Below are 12,712 nucleotides of genomic sequence, written 5' to 3' on the forward strand. Positions count from 1 at the left end.
GAGAAAGGCCTCTTTCATTTTACATCTTTATACTTTCAGTAATTTCAGTAAAGATTACTCCTAACGCAAAAGCGCCTGCATCAGGGTATCCTAAACTTCTTTCTCCAACAGTACCTGCGCGTCCCATTCTTGCTACAATATTTTCCGTTGCTTTTGCTCCGGCCACTGCAGCCTGCGCAGCTTTTATAAATGATGTCCTGACATCATCTCCTTTGTGAGCACTTTCCATCCAGGAATCGGCACAGGGAATCAGGGCATCATTTAAGGTTTTGTCTCCTACAACCGCACCTCTTCCGAAAGAACGCTCTCCCGTACTTTGAATTCCTGTTACAACCGCCTGCATCATCTCTCCAAACTCTCGTACGGAAAGTTCTTGTTTACAGCCGGCAGATTTTCCAGCGGCCCGAAGTGCGGCACCCCAAATAGGACCCGAAGCCCCTCCGCAGTATTCCATAATTACCAAAGAGCAAGCATCCAAAAAGCTCCCTATAGATTGTGCATTGTTATCAACAATGTCTCTCCACTCCCTTTTTAACTGTTTAAATCCTTTGGCTACACTCATTCCAAAATCCCCATCCCCTGCATGAGAATCCAGCTCGCAGAATGAAACTTCATTTTTAATAATACATTCACTCATTTTATCTACAAGATAAATTATATTATTAAGGCATACTTTGTCATCTTGAACGACTGCATAGACTTCATCTGTCTGAACCTGAAAAGAAATTTCTTTTTTATCCTCACTCGTTTGCATCAGGTTTATATACTGTACACCTTCCACTGTTTTGTCTGCTTTGAATGCCGGAGCATCGCTCTCAAAGGATAAAAGTTCTTTTAATTGTTCATCCAGTTTCATTATTGAAACGGATGCACCCTGCATGTCGATACTGGTCATATAATTTCCTACAAAGATTCGATTGATGCTAATACTTCTTTGAAACAGTTCTCTGGTCACCGCATTATTTAAAAGGTATAGCTCCTGCAGCGGAGTCCCGCCGAATCCATTAATCAGCAATGCAATTTCTTCCGGAGACTGCTTCATTTGTAAGTCCTCCAGAAGCGATGTTACCATCCTCTGTGCCAGCTCATCTGCTGTAATAACCTTTTCTCTTTTTCTTCCCGGCTCCCCGTGAATGCCGACTCCATACTCCATTTCATCTTCACAGATTTCAAAGGTTGGCGTACCTTTCGCCGGTACAGTACAGGAACTTAGTGCAAATCCTATGCTCCGCACATTTCGGGCTGCTTTTTCCGCAGCCGCCTTAACCTCCTGCAAACTTTTTCCCTGCTCCGCAGCTGCACCGGCAATTTTATGGACAAGCACCGTACCGGCAACTCCCCGGCGCCCAACCGTATACAAACTATCCTGCACTGCAATATCATCCGCCACCTTGATATAGTCAACTTGAATGCCGTCTTCCTCCGCAAGGTGCGCCGCATTTTTAAAATTCATCATGTCCCCACTGTAGTTTTTGATGATAAGCAAGGTTCCCTTGTCACCGGCTGTTTCCCTAATCGCCTGATATATCTGAATTTGAGAGGGAGAAGCAAAGATGTCCCCGCAAACTGCTGCGTCGAGCATTCCCTTTCCCACGAATCCCGCATGAGCAGGTTCATGCCCGCTCCCTCCTCCGCTAATTAGGCTGACTTTATTTCTGTTGATCTCTTTCTTCTTAATAATCTTATATTTTTGAATAAATTCAAGTTCCGGATATGCCATTGCCATACCGTTGCACATTTCCATTACAATGTTCTCCGGTTTGTTAATAATCTTCTTCATGACATCCCCCTTTATCTAGTCTTATAAGCGCTCCCTATAGCATCGGCAGTAATAATAGCAGCCGCCACCGACTCAGGACTAACCGGGAATGGCATAGAGTAAATAGATTCCTCCGGAATACACGCTTTTTCGGCTACCTTCATCAGTTCTTCCTGCGTAATTGAATCTACTCCAATATCTGACAGGCACACGGGCAGCCCAATTTTCACACAAAAGTCCATCACCTCATATAACTCTTCTTCCGGTGCATTTTCCAACACAAGCTGTGCAATTGTACCAAAGGCAACCTTCTCACCATGGAAAAATTTATGTGTCCCCTCCAAAACGGTCAATCCATCATGAATTGCATGTGCGCCGGCCAATCCACCACTTTCAAATCCTAATCCTGACAAAAGAATATTAGCTTCAATAATATTTTCCAGTGCTGGAGTCACTTGATTACAGTCACAGGAAATCTTTGCCTTCTCACCATCCTTTAATATCGTCTGATAGCACAGTGTGGCCAAAGCAAATGCCGCATTCGTTCCCTTTGCCTCCCCACACAGGCCTTCACGATAGCCACAGGGCAGACCCGCATTTACATTAGAACAGGATCTGGAAGTTGCCCTTGTTTCAAAGTAAGTGGAAAGGGCATCCCCCATACCAGACACCAAAAACCGTGAGGGGGCTTTTGCAATCACCGTTGTATCAATTAAAATTACGCTGGGGCTCTGTTTAAAATATGCATAATCATCAAATGCACCCTCCGGTGTATACAACACTGCTGAATGACTTGTGGGGGCATCTGTCGCCGCAATGGTGGGACATATGATCAATGCCTCTCCCATAGCTACACATTTGGCTGTATCAATGGCCTTTCCTCCGCCTAACCCAATAGTGCAGGCGCATCCATTTTCTTTTGCAGTTTTCTGCAGCCTTGCAACCTCCTCGCGGGAACACTCTCCTTTAAATCCGCTTTCAACAAAAGTAATCCCAAATTTTTCTGCTGTTGCATTCAGTTTTTCCTTTACTCGGGCTACATCATCCGGATGTGCAATTAAGAGCGCGGACATTCCAAAGGTTTTTACGAAGTATCCCAAATTTAGTATCTCGTCCTCACCTTGTACATATTTTGTCGGACAAATAAATGCTTTTCTCACTTTCTTTTACCTCCTTATTCTGCCTTACATTTTATTACCTTCTGATAAAAAAGCTCTGCCTGCCTCCGACAGGTAATAAGCTGATTCAGTTCATCCTCTCTGCTGTTGTCCTCCCCATACAGGCAAACCTCAAAATCTGCCGGCAGCTCAAGCGGCGCTTTCGCCACATAACCTGCAATCAAATCCCAGTCAAGTATTCCCTGCCCAAGTGTCCCGTCTACATTGGGTACCCAGTGTTTGTCATGAAGCAGCACTTCCAAATCTGCCTTATCTCCATCCTCCTGATATAGCAGTTCATCGGAAATAGAGACATTATCCTGAAGATGAGTCGCATAAAGCCTACTGTTATATTTTTTAAGGAAATGATAATGATCCTCCCTACACATCAGTGCCCCATGTCCGGAATCATAAGCAAAGCCTAAAAAATCGCTGTCGTAGCGGTCAAACATTCTGTCAAACTGTTCATCCTGATACTTCTGAGGTGTACAGATCAAGTTCTCCAATGCAATTCTGACCCCGGCAGCTTTCGCATACTCTTTCACCTCATCAAAAGATTTCGCAACCTGCTTATAATAGGCAGCCTTTTCCTCCGGCTTCTCTTCAAAAAGCATATAAGGAAGCTGCATGTGAAGTACCATGACGGATGCCCCAATATATGTACATAAATCTATTCTGTTCTTCAACAGTTCAACGCCTGCCAGCCGCAGATATTCATTTGCAGAAGTATAATCCTTTCGAATATCTTCAAACCTGTAACGATTACGAAATACCTTTGTACCATTAATTATGGCTGTCCTTTTTCCGCCTTCCGATGCATGAATGCTATGAGCACAGATACCATAATGGCGGAGAACATCTCTTGCCTGAAGCATTTCACTTTTGCTGTATAAGTATTCTCCTTCCCAGTTCTGCATCCATTGTGTATGCGTAAACCCTGCTTCGGCCAGAAACTTAATCTGACGCTCAATTTCACCCCAATTATGCAGATCATTGTTGTAATCCGTTTCACAGGAGCTCAATAATTTTAAATTTGACATAATTACCTCCTAAATTCCCACCATTCCCGCTGCCTGCGCTTCTACAATTGCTTTCTTATTCAATTTAAGAAGAACAAATGCACTGATAAAGCCAATTACTGAAAGAACTGCCATTGCTATGAAACAATTAATATACCCCTGAAGCGGTGTGGCTGTCCCCGCATATCTGTCAACCATATTTCCGGATACTGTATATAAAAAGATTTCCGGTGCATAGGTAACCAGAGAAATGATTCCGGACGCTGTGCCCGCAAGTTTCTTTGGAACAAGCACTTCATCAATTGTTGAAAAATACAATGCTTTAATGCTGTACAGGCACAAACCATAGCATACAAAATTCGCTACAATAATCGGGACGGCGCCTTTACCTGCCGGGATTGCAACATAGGCGGTGGCAAATACTGCCATTCCAATAAATGCATACTGTATGAATTTTATTCTGCTTCCAATTTTATCTGATATCAGGCCGGCAACAAAAGCACCGACCATCATCATGAAGTATGTACGGATAACACTTAAGTTTGCCACCACGGTAGCACTTAAGCCAAATGCTTCTGACAAATAAGCGGTTACATACCCATGGAAGATAAGGGCAGAATAATTACAGATTCCTAATGCTCCGCAAAGCCATACTCTCGGCATCTTTGCAACTTCCATAAAGTCCTTCATATTCAAGGGGTTCTTTTGACTCTCTGCTGACTTTTGGGGTGTATCGTTCTCCATAAAAACCGCTGCCAGAATCGCTGCAATAATCAAAAAAATACTATAGTATAAAATGGCATTTTTCATACCGCCGATATCATCAACTGCCATGCCGAAAACTGCAACTGAGCCAAACGCCACCACCGTTCCTATCAGTCCTCTTCCTCCCTCCAGAGCTCCGAACAACCGCCCCTGTTCTTCCGGCCCGCCAAGCTGGTTCACCGATTTGACCATAGCTGCCCAGAATGTAAACACTGTCGTGATTGCAAAAATAGCATGAATCACGACGAGCCAAATAAAGCCGGGCATTGTCCAGTACCAGAAACCGGCAAGTGCCGTCCCGACACAAGAAATAATTATCAATTTTTTAGAGCTGAACTTATCCGCTAAAATTCCTCCCGGAAAATAACAGATAAAGTTTACAATACCGTAGGCAGACATAATCAGTCCTAATTGGGTTTTTGTCGCTCCTGTTGCCTGCTGCAGAGGCTCCATATACGTCTCACGCAAATATGGCAGCTTTGTAATTAATCCTCCGGCAATGGCAACAATAATAACCGTCATCCACTTTCTCACATTCTTTTGCTTTTCTGTTTGCATTTTTAATCCTCCTCCTTTTTATTGGAATTTATCTATTCTCAATCCTCTTGTATCAGTCTTCTCTTTTTATACATTTCGAGACATCTTTAAACAAACTGATTACAATCAGAATGACAATCCAATTCCCCTATTTCCTCTTACTCTTTTGAATCATTCCCCCAGCATTCTTCTAAATATTGTACGCATTCTCCAGTATCCCCGCAATCTACAGCCCATGCTTTACCTTTGTTTTTTCTTTAATATATAAATTATACACAACACGCCTTATATTACAATGGTATTTGTTGTCTATTTTTCATAAATTTCAATGGTATTTCTATGATATAGCGCTAAATAATAGTATTATTATGACTTTTTGGACATATTCATTTTAATTTTTGTTTATATTGTTATATTTATAACGATTTGTAGAAGCTTTTTTATTCATTTTATTATGCTTTTTCGCAAATAGGGTTGATTTTTATGCATTGCTTTAGTAATATAATGACATTGGATATAACTTAAGAGGGGAGATTTTCTATGATGCACTTTAACTTAGATCAAATCCTGAATTTGAAGAAATGGCAAGACTTGCAGGATTCCCTTGCAGATGTAACACAGCTTGCAATTATTACTATTGATTACAGAGGAAAACCTATCTCTGCTCACAGTAAATGTACACCTTTTTGTCAAAAGATCCGGGACAACGCAGACTTATCGAAAATGTGTCAAAAGTGTGATTCCAGAGCAGGATTAGAGGCTGTCCGATATAACAGGCCATATATCTATCTGTGTCATTATAATATTATTGATATCGCTATTCCCATAACAAATGATGACAAATATATCGGTGCTATTATGGCAGGCCAGATAAAGCCATCGTTTTCCGGAGCCATTCCGGATTTAGAGCAGATATTATATTCCCCCGTCAGCCTTCAGGCCCTTCAAGAATCCCAGGAGTTAAAACACTTATACAAAGAAATTCCAACACTGGACTATGGCCTTATTTTAAGGATTTCCGACATGCTTTTTAAATTATGTAACTATATTGTAGATGAAGCAACTGACAAAAATCTAGTTGTAAGTACATCTACTTCTCCTGTTCCAAGTCGGCAGTCCCCTTCACCAGATACATCACTCCCTGTTCTAAAAGACACTAAGCTATTACCGGCGCTGGAATATATTTTTAGTAATACCCATTTAATGGTTTCTCTGGAAAAGGCTTCTCAACTCTGTCACATAAGTCCGGGTTACTTCAGCAGATCTTTTTCTAAGGAATTTGGTGTAAGCTATACGGTATATACTACGAAATTAAAAATTGAATGGGCAAAAGAATTACTGACAAGAACAGATATCCCTGTCACACAAATCAGTGAACAGCTTGGTTTCAGTGATCCCGGATATTTCACAAAAATATTTAAAAAACAGGAATACCTAACACCGACCCTATACCGCAAATATGCCCCCTCCCCAGGCGCCTGATTTTTATTCCAGATTTGCATGATATTGCCACAAGCTGTCTATGTCAATCCTTCTGTCTTCTATCAGCATCATTGCCGTAATGTCTCCAAACAGCAGCAGAGCCTGCTCAAACAGGGATGTCATGGGCTGCACGGAATGGATTTCATCTTTCTTTTTCGCCCGGCTCTCAACAGGTATCCTCACAAACAAGTCAGCGGTATCCTTAAGCGGGCTGTCAGGATTGCTTCCTATATGAATTACCTTTGCCCCGATTGATTTTGCTTTTCTTGCAATCCCGGCGGGATACAGTGTCCCGCCGCTGCCGGAACCTACAATAAGTACATCCTTCTGTGTAATTGCGGGTTCCGTTATCTGTCCTACCACAACAACACGTATGCCAAGGTGGGCATAGCGCTTCGCAATTGCTTCCAGTGACAGCAGAACCCTTCCCACCCCGATAAAAAATACTTGTTCGGCGCCTGTAATCATTTCCAGATAGCTCTGTACTTTGTCAGGCTCTATAGCTTCCAGGGCTTTCTGACATTCGTCAAGCACGCTGGTTCTCATTTTTTCATATTGCCGCTTATCCAACACTATCTCACCCACTTCCACTGGTGTACTATTCCCATTGACTTTCATCGAAATGTCAATGAGACGGTACACTAGCTAATCTTACTCAGTCTTTGAGTTCTCCTTCTGTCAAGAACAAAGTTCATAATTAGAACACCGATTAATGCAGCACCCCAGATTAAATCTCTGTAGTAATTGCTGATTCCCGGGAACATATTTAAATAGGAAGACATCATCTGTAAAATAACAACTGCTATGGCAATACCAGGGATTGTCCCAAACCCGCCATTTGGGTTGACGCCCCCCAATACCGCTATCAAAATACACTGCATTGTGTAGCTGCTTCCGAAATCTGCTTTCGCGGAATTGATTCTCGCCAGACTCAAGAGCCCCGCCACAGCGGACATAATTCCTGATAGCATATATGTGCGGATAAGTACTGCATTACCGTGAATTCCTGCAAATCTTGCCGCCTTTTCATTGGTTCCCACAAGGTAAACCCGGGTGCCGAATTTTGTCTTGCTCATAATAAATGTAACTACAACGACCAGCAGGAGAAATACCACGAATGAAAGTGGTATATATCCAAACAGTGCCGTTGTAGCAAAGGATGTATACTCGGCCGGTATGCCGCTGACTGTACTTCCCTTAGAAGCAATGATAGCAATTCCCATAAATAGCTGATAGGTTCCCAAGGTAGCGAGCATGGCCGGTATCCTCAGATATGATACTAAAAATCCGTTGAAGCTTCCGCAGATAATTCCGACAATCAGAGCGACAAGTATCGCAAGAGGAATACTTCCTCCGCTCTGCATCATAAGCCCTGCCAGGATACCGCATAAATTTGCAATATAGACAGTTGACAAGTCGATCCCTCCGGAAATCATACAGATTCCAACACCGATTGCCATTAAGCCATATTCAGAGAGCTGTTTTGCCATAGTCTGGAAGTTTCCAATTTTAATAAATTCTGACGGTCTGGTAGCACAGGCAATCACCACAAAAACAACAAGGATTATTAGTAATCTTTTGATATTACTGTTCATCTTTCTCATAATTATGCTGTCTCCTTCTTTAGCCTGGTCTTTGCTTTACGCCCTGCATGGCTCTGCACTGCGGAAACCGCTGTGCCTATGATAATAATCGCGCCGATAAATACCTTTTGCCAATAAACCGAAATTCCCAGAAGAATCAGGCTGTTAGATACCATAGTCAAAAGCAGTGTTCCAAGCAGACATCCCTTTAATGTACCAATCCCGCCTGTCATCCTGGTTCCTCCCAAAATAATTGCTGCAATAACAATCATTTCTCCGCCGGCATATTCCGTGGGCAGATACCGCATGGACATAACTGCATAAGACAGACCGGCGATAGCCGCAATCCCCCCGTTTACAACAAAAATGCCAAAACGGATTCCTTTCACATTAAACCCTGCACGTTCTGCGGATACCTCGTCACCGCCGACGGCGTAAACCCCGCGGCCAACCATAGTCTTATTCAACACAAGATAGGCAATAATGTAAAGAGCTATCATAAGCAAAAATGTCATAGGCAGAGTAGAGCCCAGCCCACTTTTTGCATTTTTGACAGTAATCAGTGATGCTTTGCCGAAAGCTGCCAGATTTTTTGGCAGATTCATTCTTTCTGCTTCAAATGCGCCCAATAAAATCCCACTGAACAAAGAACTGGTTCCCAGTGTTACAATCAGGCTTGGAAAATTATATCTTACAATAATAAATCCGTTTAATGCCCCCATGATACATCCGAAGAAAATACCGATAATAAATGTAATAAACCACGATGTATCCTCAAGCCCCAGGTTATTCGTCACAATCAATGCAAGGTAACTGCTCAGAGCCGCAATCAGAGGAAATGATACGTCCGGTCCTGTACTGACAAACGCCAAAAGGGCACAAATTGCATACATGGATGGAACAATCATGGATCGGAGTAAATCTACTATATTATTGTTTGCAAAAAACAGGCCTGATCTTACCTGAATCACCAGAGATAAAACTACGATAATAAGGAATACATAGAATTCTGTCTGTTTTACCATCCTCTTAAAAAATTTATTCATCTATAATTCCTCCTTCCTGCACCGTCGCCTGGGCCGTCAGAACATCTGCGCTCAAATCCTGCGCAGATAATTTTCCTGTCACCTGTCCCGCCTGCATTACCAGCGCCCTGTCGCAGGTTGTCACGACTTCTGCCGCATCGTCGGACACGACAATAATTGCCATCCCCTCCGCCGCCAGATCTCTCAGAAGCCTGTGGATGTCATATTTTGCACCGATATCCACACCAACTGTGGGACCGTTCAAGATAAGCACCTTAGGATGATTTGCAAGTCCTCTGGCTAAAACTACCTTCTGCTGATTTCCGCCCGAAAGAGTCTGTACAGGGAATTCATGGTTCTTTGTTACCACGCCGATCTCCTTCACCCATTGTGCGGATTCTTCCTCCACCTTTTTGTCGCTCAAAATGCCAAACTTATTTGCAAGCTGGTCCAGTCTGCTCACCGTTATATTTTTGATAATAGACTGTGGAAGGAACAGGCCCTCTGTCAAACGGTCCTCGGGAACCAGAGCGATGCCCAGCTTCTGTGCCTCGGATACATTTCTAATATGAACCTCTTTTCCCTCCACGAAAATCTGCCCGGCTGTAGGTTTTAGTAATCCGCATAATGCCATTGACAATTCAGTGCGCCCGGACCCAAGCTGCCCCGTAATTCCAAGAATTTCTCCCTGGTGAAGTTCAAAACTTACTCCCTCAAATCCCAGGGCAGCCAGATTACGTGCCTCCAGAACCACATTTCCACGGCTTTCTTCATTTACTTCTTTTTTAACCTGTGCGTCAAAATGCCGTCCGGTCATGTAATAGGCGAATTTTTCTTCTGTCATCTCTTTTGTCGGACAGCTGATAACATTTTCGCCGTTTCTTAATATGGTGATACTGTCAGATATCTCAAATACCTCATCAAGCTTGTGAGACACGAACAGAATTGTGACTCCGTTTTCCTTCAGATTTGTGATAATCTCAAAGAGACGATCAATTTCTTTTTTCGTTAGTGCCGTTGTGGGCTCATCCATGATAATCAGCTTGGCGTTATCAAGGAGGGCTCTTGAGATCGCAATCAGCTGCTTGTCCGCAACTGGAAGTGTCTCCACAAGAGCATCCAGATCTACATCAAAGTTAATTTTCTTTACAGCTTCTTTTGCAATTCTCCTGAATTCCTTTTTGTTCACCAGTTTCCTTTTATTGGCAAGGACCTGGTTAAAAGCCAAATTTTCTATCACTGTCAGATTCGGGAAGATAGAAAAGTCCTGATAGATAACCTGAATTCCTTCCTTAATAGCAGACCCAGGCGTCATAACAGGATATTCTTTCCCATCCACCTCAATCATACCTTCATCTGGTTTATAGAACCCTGATATAACCTTGATAATTGTAGATTTTCCACAACCGTTTTCCCCTGCCAGGCAATGGGTTTCTCCCCTTTTGATTGTCAGATCCACGCCTCTTAAGGCGTGAACACCACCAAATGATTTTTTAATTCCTTTTACACAAAGGATATTGTCATTTTCCATCGTGTCACCATGCCTTTCTTTCTCACCGGGGCGGCGTAAATAATCCACCACGTTTTACTTAATACTCTTTAAAAATCATAATCATTGATATTGTCCTTTGTGATTGTAAGATCAGCTTGTCCAATCAGACATCTGTTTTCTCCCTCAATTAGCTGGAGTTTGTCGTATCCCGCTATGCCAAGATCTGTGCCTTCACCCACTTCATCTCCTGAAAGAATCATAGATGCTACCTTACACATAACATGCCCTGAACCCTTAGGGTCCCACAGCTTGATTGTAGAGATTGTACCTGATTCAACATATGGTTTAAATTCGCCCGGTGTTCCTACACCGACAACCTTTACATCCAGTCCTAATTCCTCTACAGCCTTTGCAATACCCGGACAGTCTGTAGAAGCAACACCTGTGAAGCCTTTTAGATCCGGATTTGATTTTAAGATTTCTTTTGCTCTTTCATAAGAAGTATCAATAGACTCTTCAGACTCAGCAGAGGGAACAGCTCCGTCGTTAATCAGCTTCATATCCGGATATGCTTCCTTTTGGCGTTCATACTGAGCGTTTGCATACTCCATATGAGTTGTGGAAGTTGTGTAAGCAACCATCATTGCATATTTTCCCTTTTCACCCATATCCTTTGCAAGGGCATCCATAATTGCCGAGCCGAAGTCCTTCGCTGTAAAAGCTTCTGTGTCAAACAGTGTATTCTTCTGATTAGAAGCTTCATGGGTGATAACAACAATTCCCTGCTCCATGGCATTCTTCAGAGATGCCTCGATTGCACCGGGATCAATAGGCACAACACAGAGAGCATCCACGCCCTGGTTAATCAAGTCATCGATTACCTGAACCTGGGACGCTGCATCTGCATTAGCCGGTCCTTTCTGAATTACCTTGATGCCTGTCTCTTTTCCAAAGTCATTTACACCAACCTCCATACGTTTGAACCAGTTTGAGGTGTTGTCCTTCGTAACTACAGCAATTGTCCACTCAGATTTATCCTTGTCCGATTTATATCTGGAGACATCAAACAAGTCACCGTTTTTATCCTTTGAAGCAGACTCTTTCGTCTCCTTTTTGTTAGAAGATGTGGTGGTCTTTTCAGCACTGCAGGCTGCCAGTGAAAATGTCATAGCCGCTGCTGCTATGATTGCAATAAATTTTTTTAAATTTTTCATAAATTCTCCTCCTTCTCATTGGGATATACACTCATTAGGATATACAGTTTTTTCGAATTCAACCAACTGATCATATTCTTTTTCAACTATTTTTGCCATTTCCGGAGTGAGACCAGACATGTGCTCAGCCTCAAGCCAGGCATTTGCCATCTCAATCCCCATCTCATTTCCGATGATAAAGCCCCCCATACACAGTACATTTGTATTATTCACTGCTTTTGCACGTTTCGCTTGATACAGGCTCTCACAAAGTGCTGCATATACACCTCTGTGCTTATTGCATATGATACTGACGCCCATCCCAGTGCCGCATATGGCAATCCCTCTTTCATACTCTTTACTCTGTACTCCCCGGGCTACAGCTTTCGCCGCCTCCTGAAAAAGCACGGGATTGTCTGGATCAATATCTGTAATTTCATACCCCTTCTTTATTAAGTCTTTTTTTATTGCATTTTTAAGTTCAAATCCCGACGGATCCGCTCCGATGATAATCTTCAAACTTGTCCCTCCTGATTCTGGAAATTCAACATTTTAATGTGACCGCTTTATTATTATTTATTCATTCCAATAAATAATTCCTATTTTTCCAAATTTTTTATAGATGATTTGTTTTTAGTCGGTTACAATATATGCTAAATAAGCACGCAGCTAACCTTTGACGAACTTGGGCTGCAAATGC

General features: G+C 42.6%; 11 protein-coding genes. 1 reads left to right on the top strand and 10 read right to left on the bottom strand.

Translation table 11 applies throughout. The features are described from left to right. Positions 1–19 precede the first annotated feature (19 nt). The 4 genes from dhaK to EDD59_RS11285 are packed head-to-tail and all read right to left on the bottom strand — an operon-like array spanning position 20 to position 5,258. Complete coding sequence (gene dhaK / locus EDD59_RS11270; protein WP_132381899.1) at positions 20–1,780, bottom strand: dihydroxyacetone kinase subunit DhaK; 1,761 nt, start codon at positions 1,778–1,780, stop codon at positions 20–22. Between the two features lie 11 nt (positions 1,781–1,791). Then, positions 1,792–2,919: a glycerol dehydrogenase gene (locus tag EDD59_RS11275; protein WP_132381901.1), complete on the bottom strand. Its 1,128-nt coding sequence runs from the start codon at positions 2,917–2,919 to the stop codon at positions 1,792–1,794. 14 nt (positions 2,920–2,933) lie between these two features. After that, positions 2,934–3,956, bottom strand: coding sequence for a sugar phosphate isomerase/epimerase family protein (locus EDD59_RS11280; protein ID WP_132381903.1), 1,023 nt, complete (start codon positions 3,954–3,956; stop codon positions 2,934–2,936). A gap of 9 nt (positions 3,957–3,965) precedes the next feature. Next, positions 3,966–5,258 (bottom strand): MFS transporter, encoded by a 1,293-nt coding sequence (locus EDD59_RS11285; protein WP_132381905.1) that lies wholly within the window; start codon positions 5,256–5,258, stop codon positions 3,966–3,968. Positions 5,259–5,777: 519 nt separating this feature from the next. On the opposite strand from EDD59_RS11285, the gene EDD59_RS11290 reads away from it, so the two are divergent. Next, entirely contained in the window at positions 5,778–6,719 is a 942-nt protein-coding gene (locus EDD59_RS11290; protein WP_132381907.1) for a PocR ligand-binding domain-containing protein, read from the top strand. A gap of 3 nt (positions 6,720–6,722) precedes the next feature. Here the strand turns inward: EDD59_RS11290 and hxlB are convergent, their stop codons facing one another. Genes hxlB through EDD59_RS11320 form a run of 6 tightly spaced genes read right to left on the bottom strand, consistent with a single transcriptional unit; the run spans position 6,723 to position 12,531 of the window. Beyond that, positions 6,723–7,361, bottom strand: a complete 639-nt coding sequence (gene hxlB, locus EDD59_RS11295; RefSeq protein ID WP_330572070.1) for a 6-phospho-3-hexuloisomerase — start codon at positions 7,359–7,361, stop codon at positions 6,723–6,725. Next, the gene (locus tag EDD59_RS11300) at positions 7,361–8,323 is read right to left on the bottom strand and encodes an ABC transporter permease (protein ID WP_132381909.1); all 963 of its coding nucleotides are present in this window, start codon (positions 8,321–8,323) and stop codon (positions 7,361–7,363) included. The genes hxlB and EDD59_RS11300 overlap by 1 nt, the downstream gene beginning before the upstream one ends. Positions 8,324–8,325: 2 nt before the next feature. Continuing rightward, the gene (locus tag EDD59_RS11305; protein WP_132381911.1) at positions 8,326–9,348 is read right to left on the bottom strand and encodes an ABC transporter permease; all 1,023 of its coding nucleotides are present in this window, start codon (positions 9,346–9,348) and stop codon (positions 8,326–8,328) included. After that, positions 9,341–10,909 carry a sugar ABC transporter ATP-binding protein gene (locus EDD59_RS11310; RefSeq protein ID WP_330572073.1) on the bottom strand — a complete coding sequence of 523 codons (1,569 nt, stop codon included), beginning with the start codon at positions 10,907–10,909 and terminating at the stop codon, positions 9,341–9,343. The genes EDD59_RS11305 and EDD59_RS11310 overlap by 8 nt, the downstream gene beginning before the upstream one ends. A 17-nt stretch (positions 10,910–10,926) precedes the next feature. Further along, the gene (locus EDD59_RS11315; protein WP_132381913.1) at positions 10,927–12,033 is read right to left on the bottom strand and encodes an autoinducer 2 ABC transporter substrate-binding protein; all 1,107 of its coding nucleotides are present in this window, start codon (positions 12,031–12,033) and stop codon (positions 10,927–10,929) included. A gap of 15 nt (positions 12,034–12,048) precedes the next feature. Next, on the bottom strand, positions 12,049–12,531 hold the full coding sequence (locus EDD59_RS11320) for an RpiB/LacA/LacB family sugar-phosphate isomerase (RefSeq protein ID WP_165920920.1): 483 nt from the start codon (positions 12,529–12,531) through the stop codon (positions 12,049–12,051). Positions 12,532–12,712: the final 181 nt, after the last annotated feature.

The sequence above is a fragment of the Muricomes intestini genome, assembly GCF_004346165.1.
GTDB classification, from domain to species: domain Bacteria; phylum Bacillota; class Clostridia; order Lachnospirales; family Lachnospiraceae; genus Muricomes; species Muricomes intestini.